At 72.3% G+C, this 14,586-nt stretch carries 13 protein-coding genes; 7 read left to right on the forward strand and 6 right to left on the reverse strand.

Annotation, left to right across the window (positions count from 1 at the left end; all coding sequences use genetic code 11):
* Window positions 1-340 precede the first annotated feature (340 nt).
* The 4 genes from STRNI_RS20215 to rocD all read left to right on the forward strand — a co-directional run bounded on the left by STRNI_RS20215 (window position 341) and on the right by rocD (window position 4,817).
* The gene (locus tag STRNI_RS20215; protein ID WP_277413292.1) at window positions 341-1,858 is read left to right on the forward strand and encodes an amidohydrolase family protein; all 1,518 of its coding nucleotides are present in this window, start codon (window positions 341-343) and stop codon (window positions 1,856-1,858) included.
* Between the two features lie 148 nt (window positions 1,859-2,006).
* The gene (locus tag STRNI_RS20220; protein WP_262042832.1) at window positions 2,007-2,501 is read left to right on the forward strand and encodes an Lrp/AsnC family transcriptional regulator; all 495 of its coding nucleotides are present in this window, start codon (window positions 2,007-2,009) and stop codon (window positions 2,499-2,501) included.
* 256 nt (window positions 2,502-2,757) lie between these two features.
* Window positions 2,758-3,579 carry a dimethylargininase gene (gene ddaH, locus STRNI_RS20225; RefSeq protein ID WP_167540536.1) on the forward strand — a complete coding sequence of 274 codons (822 nt, stop codon included), beginning with the start codon at window positions 2,758-2,760 and terminating at the stop codon, window positions 3,577-3,579.
* Window positions 3,579-4,817, forward strand: a complete 1,239-nt coding sequence (gene rocD, locus STRNI_RS20230; RefSeq protein ID WP_109891295.1) for an ornithine--oxo-acid transaminase — start codon at window positions 3,579-3,581, stop codon at window positions 4,815-4,817. The genes ddaH and rocD overlap by 1 nt, the downstream gene beginning before the upstream one ends.
* Window positions 4,818-4,890: 73 nt before the next feature.
* On the opposite strand, the gene STRNI_RS20235 is transcribed toward rocD, so the two are convergent.
* From STRNI_RS20235 to STRNI_RS20250, 4 genes are all read right to left on the reverse strand, one after another.
* Entirely contained in the window at window positions 4,891-6,411 is a 1,521-nt protein-coding gene (locus STRNI_RS20235) for a SulP family inorganic anion transporter (protein WP_277411743.1), read from the reverse strand.
* Between the two features lie 91 nt (window positions 6,412-6,502).
* Window positions 6,503-7,102 (reverse strand): carbonic anhydrase, encoded by a 600-nt coding sequence (locus tag STRNI_RS20240; protein ID WP_277411744.1) that lies wholly within the window; start codon window positions 7,100-7,102, stop codon window positions 6,503-6,505.
* A 336-nt stretch (window positions 7,103-7,438) separates the two neighbouring features.
* Window positions 7,439-7,834, reverse strand: coding sequence for a hypothetical protein (locus tag STRNI_RS20245; protein ID WP_159487176.1), 396 nt, complete (start codon window positions 7,832-7,834; stop codon window positions 7,439-7,441).
* A gap of 146 nt (window positions 7,835-7,980) precedes the next feature.
* Window positions 7,981-8,556: a TetR/AcrR family transcriptional regulator gene (locus STRNI_RS20250; protein WP_277411745.1), complete on the reverse strand. Its 576-nt coding sequence runs from the start codon at window positions 8,554-8,556 to the stop codon at window positions 7,981-7,983.
* Window positions 8,557-8,653: 97 nt separating this feature from the next.
* Here STRNI_RS20250 and STRNI_RS20255 point away from each other — a divergent pair, with 97 nt between their 5' ends.
* Together STRNI_RS20255 and STRNI_RS20260 are read left to right on the forward strand one after the other, a co-directional pair.
* Window positions 8,654-9,112 carry a nuclear transport factor 2 family protein gene (locus tag STRNI_RS20255; RefSeq protein WP_159487180.1) on the forward strand — a complete coding sequence of 153 codons (459 nt, stop codon included), beginning with the start codon at window positions 8,654-8,656 and terminating at the stop codon, window positions 9,110-9,112.
* 280 nt (window positions 9,113-9,392) lie between these two features.
* On the forward strand, window positions 9,393-10,934 hold the full coding sequence (locus tag STRNI_RS20260; RefSeq protein ID WP_277411746.1) for an IPT/TIG domain-containing protein: 1,542 nt from the start codon (window positions 9,393-9,395) through the stop codon (window positions 10,932-10,934).
* Window positions 10,935-11,104: 170 nt separating this feature from the next.
* Here the strand turns inward: STRNI_RS20260 and pdxR are convergent, their stop codons facing one another.
* The gene (pdxR, locus tag STRNI_RS20265; protein WP_277413293.1) at window positions 11,105-12,541 is read right to left on the reverse strand and encodes a MocR-like pyridoxine biosynthesis transcription factor PdxR; all 1,437 of its coding nucleotides are present in this window, start codon (window positions 12,539-12,541) and stop codon (window positions 11,105-11,107) included.
* A 211-nt stretch (window positions 12,542-12,752) separates the two neighbouring features.
* Between pdxR and STRNI_RS20270 the strand changes: the two genes are divergently transcribed.
* The gene (locus tag STRNI_RS20270) at window positions 12,753-13,574 is read left to right on the forward strand and encodes a methyltransferase domain-containing protein (RefSeq protein WP_274737258.1); all 822 of its coding nucleotides are present in this window, start codon (window positions 12,753-12,755) and stop codon (window positions 13,572-13,574) included.
* Between the two features lie 43 nt (window positions 13,575-13,617).
* Here the strand turns inward: STRNI_RS20270 and STRNI_RS20275 are convergent, their stop codons facing one another.
* On the reverse strand, window positions 13,618-14,514 hold the full coding sequence (locus STRNI_RS20275; RefSeq protein WP_277411747.1) for a helix-turn-helix transcriptional regulator: 897 nt from the start codon (window positions 14,512-14,514) through the stop codon (window positions 13,618-13,620).
* Window positions 14,515-14,586: the final 72 nt, after the last annotated feature.

The following is a 14,586-nucleotide window of genomic DNA, read 5'->3' on the forward strand; positions in this document are numbered from 1 at the left end:
CGTCCGGCAGATCCATGACACACCAGGATCCCATGCGGCGTCCGCCGGGGACGGAGGACCCACGCGCCCGGCCCCGCCCCGTATGCCGGATACGTCACGCCACCCCCAACACCCCGCCCGTAGGCCACGACCAGGGGCTCACCGGGCCCGTGCGGGTGTGGCACCACCCGCCCACCCCGCCCACGAATCTCGCATGCCGGAACCCTTGTTCCAATTCCGCAGTGGTTCTAGGGTCGGGCCACCCCGGGGACGGCTCAACGAGAGGCACTACACGCAGCGAAGTACGGGAACCAAGTACGGGAAGCAGGCGAGCGGGTTGACGAACGAGCAGCAGGGTCCGATGGGGCAGCAGGGCCTGCCCGGGGAACCACCGCAGGACCCCGGCACTCCCCCGGGCGGACAGCAGGACACGGCCGCGGCGCACGGCGGCTTCCGGCGGCGGGGGTTCCTGGTCGGCATGGGGGCGACCGGCGCGAGCGGGTTCCTCGGCGGCACGGCAGCGGCCGACGCACCCCACGGGAAGGGCGCACTGCGGCCCGAACGGTTCCACGGCACACGGCAGCTGCTGGTGCCCGAGGTGCTGCTGTTGCCGGAGGGACCGGTGCGGGGCCGGGCCGTGCTCGTCGACGGCGGACGGTTCCGCGCGGTCGGACCGGCGCGACAGCTCCTCGCCCAGCACCGTGACCTGCAACCGGTGCGCCTGGACGGCCACTTGCTGATGCCCGGATTCGTGGACGCGCACCACCATCTGACCCAGAGTTTCGGCAAGGCCCAGTCCTTCGGACAGCCCTCGGAGATCTTCAAGACGATCTGGGAGCCGCTGGAGCACGCGCTGGACGAGGAGAGCGCCTACGTCTCGGCGAAACTGGCCGCACTGGAAGCCCTCCGCGGCGGCTTCACCACGGTCGCCGATGCCGGGACCCGGGCCCCCGTGGACGTCCGGGCGGTGGCGCGGGGCACCGAGGAGGCCGGTATCCGGTGCGTACTGTCCAAGATCGTCTCCAAGGGCACGGGCGGCCCGGCACACCTGGCGCGGTGGGACGGGCATCCGCTGATCCACCCCTCGCTCGCGATCGCCGTCCCCGAGGACGCGCCCGGCAAGGTCATCAAGAGGACCGCCGATCTGTGCGCCGAGGCGGGCGCGGTGCTACAGGTCCATGTCAATGAACATCTCGCCTCCGTGGAGCGCTCCTTGAAGAGCGTCGGCCGGCGCCCGCTGGAACATCTGCACCACCTGGGCGCGCTCGGCCCGCACACCCTGGGCGCGCACGCCACCCTCCTCACCCCCGCGGAGATGCGGCTGCTGGCCGGCTCCGGCGCGGCGATCAGCTACAACCCGGTGGCCAGCGCCTGGAAGGGCAACGGTGTCGCGCACGCGACCATGCTGGCCGCGATGGGTGTGCGGTTCGGCATGGGCACCGACGGCACCCGCGCGGACGGCTTCCGGCTGCTCGACGCCGGGGAGACGGCACAGCGGCTGGCGTACGGCATGGCCGCGGGCGACTCGGTGTGCGGGGCCGGGCGGCTGTGGCTGGAGCATGCGACCGCCCGCAGCGCCGACGCGCTCGGCCTGGGCCGTGTCACCGGCGAGATCGCGGTCGGCAAGGCCGCCGACTACCTCGTCGTGGACCTCAACGTCCCCGAACTGACGCCCTCCTACGACCTGGAGTGGGAACTGGTCCGCCTCGCCGGCCGCGACCAGATCACCGCGGTCGTCGTCAACGGCAAGCTCCGCCTGTGGCAGGGCTGGCCACCGGACTGGGACGGCCCCGCCCTGGTGGCCCGCGCGGCCCGGCTCGGACCGGAGGTCGTACGGCGGGCGGGGCTGCAACGCGTGGAGCCGGCGCAGAACCCCTGAGGGCTGTCCCGTGGCGAGCCACTACCCGGTCCCGAACTCCTGGCGAGCCACCAGCCCGCCCCCGCTCCCCCCGCCCCCGGTGTCGCTACCGTGAGGCGACCGCGACGGAGCATCACCGGGATGGACCGGGATCAATCGGGAGGCCCCCGTGACCAACAAGGCCGTGCCCTTCGACGACCTCGACCGCAAGATCGTTGCGGCGCTGATCGACAACGGCCGGGCGAGCTTCGCGGAGATCGGTGCGGCGATCGGGCTGTCGTCGACCGCGGTGAAGCGGCGGGTGGACCGGATGCGGGAGAACAACGTGATCACGGGGTTCACCGCCACCGTCCGCCCGGCCGCGCTGGGCTGGCTGACCGAGGCGTACGTCGAGGTGTACTGCGACAGCGCGGCGCCGCCCCGCCGGCTCGCGGAGGTGGTGCGCAACCACCCGGAGATCGCGGCGGCGATGACCGTCACCGGGGGCGCCGATGCGCTGCTGCACGTCCGGGCGACCGATGTGGAGCACTTCGAGGAGGTGCTCGAACGCATCCGGGCCGAGCCGTTCATCCGCAAGACGATCAGCTACATGGTGCTGTCCCACCTGCTGCCGGACAGCCCGGAGGCGGGCGCCCGCCAGTCCTCGGGAGGGACCACCCACTGAAGCGGGCCGGTGCGCGCGGGCCCGTCACAGCCGCCGGGACCCCGGCACCCACGCCCCGGACGCGGAATGCGCGGCAGGATCGCGCAGTAATGCTGCGCTCAGCGCCCCCTACACGCAGCATTGCTGCGCCGCTGAGCAGCATTTGTTTCTTGTGTCCCGAATCCCCCGCTCCTTACCTTGGAAGCACTTCGGGTGACCCTCTGTGACACCAGGTCACCCGCATGCTCCTGAGAAGCGAAGGGATCGTCCCGTGCCGATGAGTCGTGTGTCGCGCCCCCGGCGCTATCTGGTCTGCGAGCCCAGACACTTCGCCGTGCATTACGCGATCAACCCATGGATGCGTGCGGATGTGCCGGTGGACACCGCGCTCGCGGGGCGCCAGTGGGAGGCCCTGATGGGCACCTACCGCGCGCACGGGCACACCGTGGAGACCGTGCCCCCGGTGGCCGGCCTGCCGGACATGGTCTTCGCGGCGAACTCCGCGCTCGTCGTGGGCGGCCGGGTCTTCGGCTCGCACTTCCACGCGCCGCAGCGGCGGCCGGAGTCCACGGAGTACGAGACCTGGTTCAAGGCGGCCGGATACGACGTCTACCGGCCGGAGTCGCAGTGCGAGGGCGAGGGCGATCTCGTACCGGCCGGCCGCTACATCCTTGCGGGTACGGGCTTTCGCACCACCCCGGCGGCACACCGCGAGGTGCAGGAGTTCTTCGGCGTACCGACGATCGGCCTCCAGCTGGTGGACCCGTACTTCTACCACCTGGACACCGCGCTCTTCGTCCTGGAGGAGACGCCGGAGACGGGCGAGGCGAACATCGCCTATTACCCCGAGGCCTTCTCGTCCGGCAGCCGTGAGGTGCTGCGGCGGCTGTTCCCCGACGCGGTGCTCGCCACCCGGGAGGACGCCATGGCCTTCGGCCTCAACTCCGTCTCCGACGGCCGCCATGTCTTCGTCGCCCCGCAGGCGACCGGCCTGATCGCGCAGCTCGGCGCGCTCGGCTATGTCCCCGTCCCCGTCGACCTGTCGGAGTTCCACAAGGCCGGCGGCGGCATCAAGTGCTGCACCCAGGAGATTCGCTGATGACCGCTCCCACCCGTACCGCCGCCACGGTCCACGCTCCCCGTTCGTCCGCGGAGCTCATCCAGGCCGAGGGCCCGGTCCTCGCGCACAACTACCACCCGCTGCCCGTGGTGGTCGCCCGCGCCGAAGGCGTCTGGGTCGAGGACGTCGAGGGGCGCCGCTACCTCGACATGCTGGCCGGCTATTCGGCCCTCAACTTCGGCCACCGCCACCCGGCCCTGATCGAGGCCGCGCACCGCCAGCTCGACCAGCTCACCCTCACCTCGCGGGCGTTCCACAACGACCGGCTCGCCGGCTTCGCCGAGGGCCTCGCCGAGCTGACCGGCCTGGACATGGTGCTGCCGATGAACACCGGCGCCGAGGCGGTGGAGAGCGGCATCAAGGTCGCCCGCAAGTGGGCGTACGACGTCAAGGGCGTCCCGGCGGACCGGGCGACGATCGTGGTGGCGGGCGGCAACTTCCACGGCCGGACGACCACCATCGTCGGCTTCTCCGACGACGACACGGCCCGCGTGGGCTTCGGGCCCTTCGCCCCCGGCTTCCGCACCGTCCCGTACAACGACCTCGCCGCGCTCGAAGCGGCCCTGGACGAGACGACGGCCGCCGTCCTCATCGAGCCCATCCAGGGCGAGGCGGGCGTCCTCATCCCCGACGACGGCTACCTCACCGGCGTACGCGAACTGACCCGGCGCAACGGCTGTCTGTTCATCGCCGACGAGATCCAGTCCGGGCTGGGCCGCACCGGCACGACCCTGGCGGTCGAGCACGAATCCGTGGTGCCGGACATGCTGCTGCTCGGCAAGGCGCTCGGCGGCGGCATCGTCCCGGTCTCCGCGGTCGTCGCCCGCCGCGAGGTGCTGGGCGTGCTCGGCCCCGGCCAGCACGGCTCGACCTTCGGCGGCAACCCCCTGGCGGCCGCGGTCGGTTCGGCGGTGGTCGAGCTGCTCGCCACCGGGGAGTTCCAGCGCCGCGCCGCCGAACTCGGCGCACAGCTGCGCGGCGGCCTGGCCGCGCTGACCGGCAAGGGCGTGACCGGTTTCCGCGCCCGCGGCCTGTGGGCCGGTGTCGACATCGACCCCGCGCTCGGCACCGGCCGGGAGATCAGCGAACGCCTGCTGAAGGAAGGCGTCCTGGTCAAGGACACCCATGGCTCGACGATCCGGCTGGCCCCGCCGCTGACCATCACCGCCGAGGAGCTGGAGTCGGCGCTGGGAAGCCTGGAGCGGGCGCTGGGGTAGGGGCCTCGGTCCCGGAAGACACGGCGCGGCCCCGGCGGTTCCTTCACCGCCGGGGCCGCGCCGCGCATTCGCGTCAGGAGGCCGTGGACCGCCCGGCCGTCACCGTCGCCGGCCGGTCCGCGGAGGCCGGGGCCACCGCGGCGTTGTGCTGGGTGGTCCAGCCGTCCAGGGCGGTGCGGCAGGCGTGGTCCAGGTGCCGCAGTTCCGTCAGGTCCAGCTCGACGGGCTTGTCGCGGGGCAGCGTCTCCAGCGCGTCCAGGATCTTGGGCAGCCGCAGGAAGGTCGCATTGCCGCTGAGCGCGACGAGGGTCCGTCCGCCCGTCAACTCCCGTACGTCGATCTGGACATGGGAGGTCTCCCAGGCGGTCTTCACGACGGCCAGCAGCAGGCCGAGCAGCACGCCCTCGAACATGTTGGTGAAGACGATCGCGCCCGCGGTCACCCCGAGGATCACCGCCTCGCCCCGGTGCTCCCGCCACAGCTGCGGCAGCTGCCGTACGGGCACCAGCTTCGCCCCGGCGTGCACCAGGACGGCGGCGAGCGCGGCGAGCGGGACGACCCCGAGGGCCGCCGGGAGCAGCGCGGCGAACACCAGCAGCCAGACGCCGTGCAGCACCCGGGAGGCCTTGGTCCGTGCCCCGGCCTGCACATTGGCCGCGCTACGGACGATCACCGCGGTCATCGGCAGGGCACCGAGCAGCCCGCAGACCGTGTTGCCCGCGCCCTGCGCCATCAGCTCCTTGTCGTAGTCCGTACGGGCCCCGGTCATCCGGTCCACCGCCGCGGCGCTGAAGAGGCTCTCCGCGGAGGCGATGAGGGCGAAGGCGAGCACGGTGCCGAGGACGGACAGCTGCGCCAGTCCGCCGAGTTCGCCGAGGCCGGGCGGCTGGATCGACGCCAGCAGGCCCTTCACCTCCACCTTGGCGATGGGCAGCGCGCACACCGCGGTGACCAGGGTGGCGACGGCGATGGCTGCCAGCGGCCCGGGCACCAGACGGACCTTGGCGGGCAGCCGCGGCCACAGCACGAGCAGGCCGAGGGTGCCCACGCCGACCGCGAACGCGGTGAGGGCCTCGGGGCTGGTCGCGATCGAGGCGGCGAGGCCGGGCAGCCCGGTGATCTTGGCGAGGCCGCTGCTGGGCTGGTCGGTGTCGGCCATGGCGTACACCTGGCCGAGGATGAGGATCAGCCCGATCCCGGCCAGCATGCCCTGGACGACGGCGACGGAGATCGCGCGGAACCACCGGCCGCAGCGCAGCGCGCCGAGTGCCAGTTGCAGCAGTCCGGCGGCGAGCACGATCGCGCCCAGGGACGCCAGGCCGAATTGCTGCACGGCCTCGTGGACGAGCACGGTGAGCCCGGCCGCGGGGCCGCTGACCTGGAACGAGCTGCCCGGCAGACAGCCGACGACCAGGCCGCCGACGATGCCGGTGATCAGCCCGAGTTCGGCCGGCACCCCGGAGGCGACGGCGACACCGACGCAGAGCGGGACGGCGACGAGGAAGACGACGAGTGAGGCGAGGACATCACGGCGGAGTGTGCCGGGACTGAGTGTGGGGAGCTTGCCTGTGGTGCGCTTGAGCGCGGTGAGCATGGAGATCTCTCCGATGGGGTGCGTGGGGCGGGACGGGCGGCGGTCGGTGGGCCGGGGGGTCGTTCAGCCGACGGGTCGGGCCGACGCCCGCTCACAGCGACTCGAAGCGCCCCGTCTCCGACCGGTGCCGGCGCACGGCCCCCGTATGCACCTCGTAGAACCAGACGTCCAAAGACAGCCGCCCGGCGGCGAGACCCTCCGCCACGCACGGGTAGGCCCGCAGCCGCTCCGCCTGTGCCAGCGCGTGCCGCTGGACGGCGTCGGCGAGTTCCGGCGTGCCGCCGTCCGCCCCGCCGCCCGAGAGTTCCGGTGCGGCGCCCTCCAGCCAGCCCCGGACCGCGGGCACCCCGGTCAGGTCCTCCCCGCGGACCAGCGCACCGACCGCCCCGCAGTGTGAGTGGCCGCACACCACGATGTGCTCCACGCCCAGGACCTGTACGGCGTACTCGATGGTGGCGGCCTCCCCCGCGGGCCGCTCGGGGCGGTACTCGGGAACGATGTTGCCCGCGGTGCGCAGTTCGAACAGGTCGCCCGGCGCCGCCCCGGTGATCAGTGCGGGAACGACCCGCGAGTCGGAGCAGGTGACGAACAGCGCCTGCGGCGACTGCCCGGCTCCGAGCCTGCGGAACTCCTCGCCGCGCTCGGCGCAGCGGTTCTCGAAGGAACGGGCGTGCGCGGTGAGTTGTTGCATGGTGGCCTGCCTCCTACTCGCCCCGTGGGGCGCGTGGTGTGGTCGGGTCATGGGTGGCGCGGCGCTGCCTCGACGGTGAGACGGCGGCGTACCCCGGCGCGGGACGGTTCCCCGTGCCGGGCGTGCTGCCTGAGCACGTAAGGCCACCCTTACGCACCCTTCCTGAAGCCAACCTGAAGACCGCCCCAACGACAGGTGTCCCGGGCCCGTCGTCAGCCGGGGGGCGATCGGTACTCGGGAATCCGGAGCGGATACCGGGCCGCCCCTCCCCCGCCGAAAGGCCGACGCGGCCGCAACTCCGGTGAGCTGCGGCCGCGTCGTGACGGGAAGGAGCCCCTAGAAGGAGCCGTTCCGGTCGATCAGCTCCACACAGGCCTTGTGCGAGCTGCCCTTGAAGCGGACACAGAGATCTCCGGTGCCCTGAAGGCCGGGGGCGGTGCGACCGACGATCTCGCTGCCGGACCGCTTCGCCTTGAACGAGTAGGAGACGCCGGGCGTGGTGATGTAGACGGTCGCCGACTGCCGGCTCTTGGGCGGGTTGGTCCAGGTCGCGGTGACGGTGCCGGGGTTGGGCAGCCCGTCCTGGCCACTGGTCTCGATGCAGATCTGCGGGCCCGACCAGTCATGGGTGCAGGCGGACGCTGCGGCGTGCGCGGCCGGGGTGGTGGCGACGGCGCTCAGCGCGATCGTTCCGGCGACGGTCAGCGCGCGAAGCAGCTTCGAACGGGTCATGTGTGGGGGGAGTCCTCTCCTCGGAGTACGGGCGGAAGACGCGAAAAATCCCGCCACGAATGGGGCGTGGCGGGCACCGCGTGCACGTAGTTGATCTTAGTAGGTTTTCGAACTCACGTGCCATTAAGTTCCGTTGCGCGCCACCCTCACCCCGTCACACTCCCCGCCGCCTCCATGAGCGCGGCGGCGGCGGTACGGGCCTGCCGGGCGGCGGAGGGCTCGCCCATGAGGGCGGCACCGGCGATCGCGCCGTCGATCAGCAGCACCAATTGCCGCGCCAGCGACTCCGGTTCGGCGACCGGCGCCGCTCGCACCAGCCCGGCCACATACCCCAGCAGCGCCTCCTTGTGCTCCCGGGCGACGCAGCCGACCCGCTCGGAGGTCGCCCCCAGCTCCCCGTACGCATTGAGGAAGGCGCAACCACGGAAGCCGTCCTCCGCGAACCACTCGCCCAGCCAGTCGAAGACCGCGAGCGGCCGGGCCGAGGGCTCGTCGGCATGCGCGTCGACATACTCGGCGAGCGCCGCGCGCCAGCGGCTGTCACGGCGTCGCAGATACGCCTCGACGAGGTCGTGCTTGGCGGGGAAGCACGAGTACAGCCGCTTGAGCGACACCCCGGCCGCGGTGCGGAGTTCATCCATCCCGACGGACTGGATTCCGCGCTCGTAGAAGAGCTTCTCCGCGGCGTCGAGTATCCGCGTGCGGGCTTCGTCGTGGTCCATGACACTTCCCGTGACTTTGCAGGAGAACGAACGTTCTCTACACTAGCCGACACCGAGGAGAACGCACGTTCTCCTTCGCTGAGAAAGGGAGTCCGCCATGGGATCACGCCCACCGTTCCCGCCGTTCGACGAGCCGGGTGCGCTCCAGAAAGTGCAGGCGGCCGAGGACGCCTGGAACACCCGCGACCCGGAGCGGGTCGCCCTCGCCTACACCGAGGACTCGGTCTGGCGGAACCGCGACACCTTCCTCACCGGCCGCGACGAGATCGTCGATTTCCTGCGCCAGAAGTGGACCCGCGAACTGGACTACGCACTGCGCAAGGAACTCTGGTCGTACAGCGGCAACCGCATCGCGGTGCGCTTCCAGTACGAGTCCCATGACGCGGCCGGCCAGTGGTGGCGCAGCTACGGCAACGAACTGTGGGAGTTCGACGAGAACGGCCTGATGCGGCGCCGGGAGGCCGGTATCCACGATGTCGCGATCACCGGCGACGAACGCCGCATCTTCGGCCCCCGCCCGGAGGAGGAGCGGGGCCACCCCCTCCCGTTCCGCTGATCAGCCGACGCCGGGCAACTCCCCGTCCTTCGCGGCCGGCAGGGGCGGGCGACTGCCCGTACCGAACGATCCGGATGCCGACGGGTGAAGGCACCGGGCGTCGGCAGTCATCCTCGGACGTTTCGCTTGCCCGCGGCGCGGGAACGAAGAAGCCACCGAACCACTGGGCTGCCCATCCCTCCTCGGGGATGTGCAGCCCGCCGTGCTGTTGCCACGTGTGGACTGTGGTTGTGGTGCCCCGGAGCGGGATCTCTGGACGGCCCCCACAGAAGGGGTCCACATGACTACGCAAGTTCAGTCGCCGCTGCAGGATCTGCTGCGGACAGCCGCGCTCGCCGACCAGACGGGGCAGGCGAGCCGGGCGGTAACCCCGGCGCGCACCTTCCTGGCCGTCACGACGATCCCCGTCGGCACCAACCCGGTCGGGCTGGCGTTCATCCCCAACGGCGACCTCTACGTCGCCAACTCCGGGTCGAGCAATGTGCAAACCATCGACACCGCCACGGACACCGTCATCGGCGCCGCGATCCCGACCGGCACCACGCCGGCCTGGCTGACCGTCGCCCCCAACGGCAACGCCTACGTCCCCAACAACATCTCCAACAACGTGACGGTGATCGACACCGCCACCAGCACCGTCATCACCACGATCGCCCTCAGCGGCGGCCCCGCCGCGGCGGCGGTCATCCCCAGCGGCAATGTCTACGTCAGCCGCTTCGCGGCGAACAGCGTGCAGGAGATCGACACCGCCACCAACACCGTCGTCGGCGCCGCGATCCCCACCGGCAGCGGACCGGTCGGTATCGCGGTCGCCCCCAACGGCAAGGCCTATGTCGCCAACCGGAACGGGAACAGCGTGACGGTGATCGACACCGCCACCAACACCGTCGTCACCACGATCCCCGGCTTCAACCAGCCGAACTTCGTGGCGATCGGCCCCAGCGGCGACGCCTACGTCGCCAACATCGGGTCGAACAACGTGACGGTGGTCAACACCACCACCGACACGATCACCACCACGATCCCCGTCGGAACCAACCCCTGGGGCATCGCGGTCGGCCCCAGCGGCAACGCCTACACGGCCAACCGCGGCTCGAACAACGTGTCGGTGATCGACACCACCACCAACACCACCATCGGCGCCCCGATCCCGGTCGGCAACCAGCCGATCGCCCTCGTGGTTGCCCCCAACAACAAGGTCTACGTCAGCAACATCTCCGGGGCCAGTGTCAGCGTCATCCAATTCGACCCGACGATCACCAGCATCGTCCCCAACCAGGGGCCCATCACGGGCGGCACGGTCGTGACGATCACCGGGACCAACCTGACCGGGGCGAGCGTCACGATCGGCGGCAACCCCGCCACCGGGGTGAGCGTCAACGCCGCCGGTACGCAGCTCACCGCGACCACTCCGCCCGGGGCAGCCGGTCCCGCGGACGTCACCGTCACCACCCCTGGTGGCAGCACCACTCTGGTGGGCGGCTTCACCTACTTCGTCCCCGTCCACGCCACCACGCTGACCGCGACCCCGGCGCTGGCGAAGCTGTTCCCGCCGCACGTGTACTTCCCGTTCCTGACCGCCACGCTGACCGATCAGGTCACCGGCCTGCCCGTGCCCGGCCAGACCATCACCTTCAAGATCGGCAGCAACCTCGTGGGCATCGGCATCACCGACGCCCAAGGCGTCGCCCGGTTCAACGAGACGCTCATCCTGACGCTGATCCTCGCCAACGGCGGCTATGACGTCGAGTTCGCCGGCGCCGCCACCCCGACGGCGATCCTGTCGCCGTCCAGCGACCACGCGGGAGTCATCGAACCCTGACCCCCGCCCGGTCACCGGCCGACCCGGCGGCACCGGCGGGCAACACCCCACTACCCCGCAACGCCGCGCCCGAGCAGCCGCCGGGTCACCGGGCCGGCACCCCGCCATTCCGTGCGCTCCACGAACAGGAGCGCACGGAATGGTCTGCTGCCCAGGGGCGCTCAGCCCCGTCACCCGCCGCTCAGCACCTCGCCCACGACGGCCACGCCCTGCGTGATCTCGTCCGGGGTGCGGGCGGCGTAGCCGAGGACCAGGCCCGGCGGGGCCGGGAGTTGGCTGTGCCAGGACAGGGGGTGGACCTTGACGCCGTGGGCGAGGGCGGCCGCGGCGAGATCCGTGTCGGAGCCCCGGTAGCCGTCCCGTCCGAAGGTGAGCGTCAGATGCAGACCGGCCGCGGCGCCGTGCACGGTCGCGCCGGGCAGACGATCGCGGATCGCCGCGATCATGGCGTCCCGGCGACGGCGATGGCGTCGGCGCAGCAGCCTCAGCCGGCGCTCCAGTTCGCCGGACTCCATCAGCCGGGCCAGGACGAGTTGGGGCAGCGCGGCGTTGCCGAGGTCCGCGAACCGCTTGGCGTCGACCAGCGCCTTCCGGTACTTCCGCGGCGGCAGCAGCCAGCCCACCCGCAGGGCGGGGGCCAGCAGCTTGGAGACGCTGCCGGCGTAGCAGACCTGCTCGGGGAGGAGCGAGCGCAGGGCGGGGACCGGCGCGCGGTCGTAGCGGTGCTCGGCGTCGTAGTCGTCCTCGACGATCAGGCCGCCGTCGGCCGCCCAGCGCATCAGCTCCCGGCGCCGTCCACCACCGAGCACCACCCCGGTGGGGAACTGGTGCGCCGGGGTGAGCAGAACGGCCCGCGCACCGCTCGCCCGCAGCGCGTCGACCCGTATCCCGTCGTCGTCCACCGGGACCGGCGGCGTCGCCATCCCCCAGTGCTGGAGATGCTGCCGCGCGCCCAGCGATCCGGGGTCCTCCACCGCGATCTCCAAAATCCCGTCGCGGTGCAGCACCTGGGCGATCAGGCCGAGCGCCTGGACGGTGCCGACGACGATCACCACCTCGTCCGGGTCCGCCCTGATGCCGCGGTTGCGGGCCAGCCAGTTGGCGACGGCGCGGCGCAGCGCGACGGTGCCGCGGGGGTCCCCGTATCCGAAGTCGGCCGACGGGAGGTCCGCCAGCACCGCGCGTTCGGCGCGCAGCCAGGCCGCACGGGGGAAGGCGGCCAGGTCCGGCACACCGGGCGAGAGGTCGATCCGGGCGGGGGCGGTGCGCAGCTCGTCGAAGATTTCCGGGCCGGGTGGTGCGGCGAAGGGAGCGGGGTCCCGGCCGGGGCGGGGCGTCGCTCCCGTGCTCGTCGCGGCGGCCGTCACGGGCGCGGCGACGACGATCGTGCCGCCCCTCCCCCGCCCGGCGAGCTGCCCGTCCTCGGTCAGCCGCTGATAGGCCTCGGTCACCACACCCCGCGATACCCGCAGGTCGGCGGCGAGCGTCCGGGTCGCGGGCAGTCTGCTCCCGACCGGCAGCCGGCCGTCCGCGATGGCCCGCCGCAACTCCTGGGCCAGCCAGTCCGAACGGCCGCCCGCGGGCGCGTCGTCGAGGTTCAGCTGCAGGAAGTCGGAGGAGCCGGGGGACCCGGGGCGGGACGGCGGGGCCGGGGACGAGGAGGCGGGAGAAGCCGGGGAGGAGGGGGGTGGGGCGGCCGGGGGCGCGGGGGCTGGGGGCGAGGGGGCTGGAGGCGCTGAGGACGAGGGCGTTATGGACCGGTTGGCAGGGCGCTCTTTGGACCTGTGCACCGGGCCATTGTCGCGGCACGGTGAAGGCATGAACACGAACACGGCGTATGTGCACGGCTATTCACCCCAGGAGTCACGTCGTCTCGGCGACCAGGCGGACACCCTGGCAGGGTTGCTGCATGCCGGTACGGCGTACGCCGCGGGCAGCCGGGTGCTGGAGGTCGGCTGCGGGGTGGGCGCGCAGACCGTGCATCTGGCCAGGAGCAGCCCGGGCGCGCGGATCGTGGCGATCGACCGCTCCGCGGAGTCGCTGGCGCAGGCCCGCGCGTATGTGACGGCGCAGGAGCCCGCCGCCGAGGTGGAGTGGCGGACCGCCGATCTGCACCACCTCCCTTTCGGCAACGCGGAGTTCGACCATGTCTTCGCCTGTTTCGTGCTGGAGCACCTCCCGGACCCGGGCCGTGCGCTGGCCGGGCTGCGACGCGTGCTGCGGCCCGGCGGCACCCTCACCGTGATCGAGGGCGACCACGGCTCGGTGGTCCTGCACCCGGACAGCGTCCACGCCCATGAGGTGATCAGCCACCAGGTACGGCTGCAGGCCGCGGCCGGCGGAAATGCGCTGCTCGGACGGGCGTTGCAGCCGCTGCTCAGCGGCGCCGGCTTCGACCAGGTGGTGGTCCGGCCGCGCACGGCCTATGCCGACGCCACCCGGCCCGCGCTGGTGGACGGTCTCACTCGGAAGACCTTTATCGCCATGGTCGAGGCGGTCCGCGACGAGGCGCTGCGCACCGGGCTGAGCACCGCCGCCGACTGGGACCGGGGGATCGCCGATCTGCGGCTGGCCGCCGCCGAGGGCGGCACCTTCCACTACACCTTCTTCAAGGCCGTGGCCGTCAACCCGCAGGGGTAGGGGGCCGGAGCCCGCCAGGGCCTACGACGGGCGGCCGCGCCCCTCACACCGGCGAGACAGTCACCTCGCCCGCCGTGCCCGGGTCCGCCGCCTCCGCGTCCGGTGACTCCCCGCCCGCCGCACACCGCTGCAGCGCGGGCAGTTTCTCCGTCGTCGCGGCATCGGCCGGCATACAGGCGAACAGCTTGATGCCGGGCGCGTCCAGCGCCGCCAGCTTCACATAGTCGAAGGTCAGCGCCCCCACGCGGGGATGGGAAAAGGTCCGTCGGCTGCTGCCGAACTCCGCGATGTCATGCGCCTCCCACCAGGCCCGGAACTCCTCGCTCGCCTCCCGCAGGCCGCCCGTGAGCTGCTCGAACCGCGGGTCCCCCGAGCGCTGCCGGGAATCGGCCCGGAACTGGGCGACCAGATCCCGCGCCTGTCCGTCCCAGTCGGCCAGCAGCTCGCGCATCGCCGGGTCCATGAACACCAGCCACAGCAGATTGCGTTCGGCCGGCTCCAGCTCGCCCGGGTCACCGATCAGCCCCGCCTCGGCGCGGTTCCAGCCCACCAGGTCCCAGTTGGCGTCGAGGAGGTAGGCGGGGTGCGGTTCGAGCGCGTCCACCAGCCGCTGCAGGGCGGGCCCGGGGCCCCGGCCCGGCGGCCGCTCCGGCAACGGCACCCCGGCCAGCGCGAACAGATGCCGGCGCTCGACCGAATTCAGCATCAGGGCGCGCGCCAGGCTCGTGAGGACCTGTCCGCTGACGGTGATGTCGCGCGCCTGCTCCAGCCAGGTGTACCAGGTCACGCTGACCCCGGAGAGCTGGGCGACCTCTTCGCGCCGCAGGCCCGGGGTGCGCCGCCGCGGCCCCGCGAGGATGCCCGCTTCCCGGGGCGAGAGCCGCTCCCGGCGCGAACGCAGGAACTCCGCGAGGTTCCGCCGCCGTTGCTGGTCAGCCATCGATACTCCCGTTCGCCGCGGGTCGCGGGTGCCAGCCGGTCGGGCCCGCCGCGTCTGCGGCCGGAAGGGGCC

The organism is Streptomyces nigrescens (assembly GCF_027626975.1).
Lineage (GTDB): Bacteria > Actinomycetota > Actinomycetes > Streptomycetales > Streptomycetaceae > Streptomyces > Streptomyces nigrescens.

Coding starts and splice junctions, on each gene's coding strand:
- STRNI_RS20270 (WP_274737258.1), top strand. CDS start 12,753: ATGAACACGAACACGGCGTATGTGCACGGCTATTCACCCCAGGAGTCA.
- STRNI_RS20255 (WP_159487180.1), top strand. CDS start 8,654: ATGGGATCACGCCCACCGTTCCCGCCGTTCGACGAGCCGGGTGCGCTC.
- STRNI_RS20275 (WP_277411747.1), bottom strand. CDS start 14,514: ATGGCTGACCAGCAACGGCGGCGGAACCTCGCGGAGTTCCTGCGTTCG.
- ddaH (WP_167540536.1), top strand. CDS start 2,758: ATGAGTCGTGTGTCGCGCCCCCGGCGCTATCTGGTCTGCGAGCCCAGA.
- STRNI_RS20235 (WP_277411743.1), bottom strand. CDS start 6,411: ATGCTCACCGCGCTCAAGCGCACCACAGGCAAGCTCCCCACACTCAGT.
- rocD (WP_109891295.1), top strand. CDS start 3,579: ATGACCGCTCCCACCCGTACCGCCGCCACGGTCCACGCTCCCCGTTCG.
- STRNI_RS20245 (WP_159487176.1), bottom strand. CDS start 7,834: ATGACCCGTTCGAAGCTGCTTCGCGCGCTGACCGTCGCCGGAACGATC.
- STRNI_RS20250 (WP_277411745.1), bottom strand. CDS start 8,556: ATGGACCACGACGAAGCCCGCACGCGGATACTCGACGCCGCGGAGAAG.
- STRNI_RS20260 (WP_277411746.1), top strand. CDS start 9,393: ATGACTACGCAAGTTCAGTCGCCGCTGCAGGATCTGCTGCGGACAGCC.
- STRNI_RS20215 (WP_277413292.1), top strand. CDS start 341: ATGGGGCAGCAGGGCCTGCCCGGGGAACCACCGCAGGACCCCGGCACT.
- STRNI_RS20240 (WP_277411744.1), bottom strand. CDS start 7,102: ATGCAACAACTCACCGCGCACGCCCGTTCCTTCGAGAACCGCTGCGCC.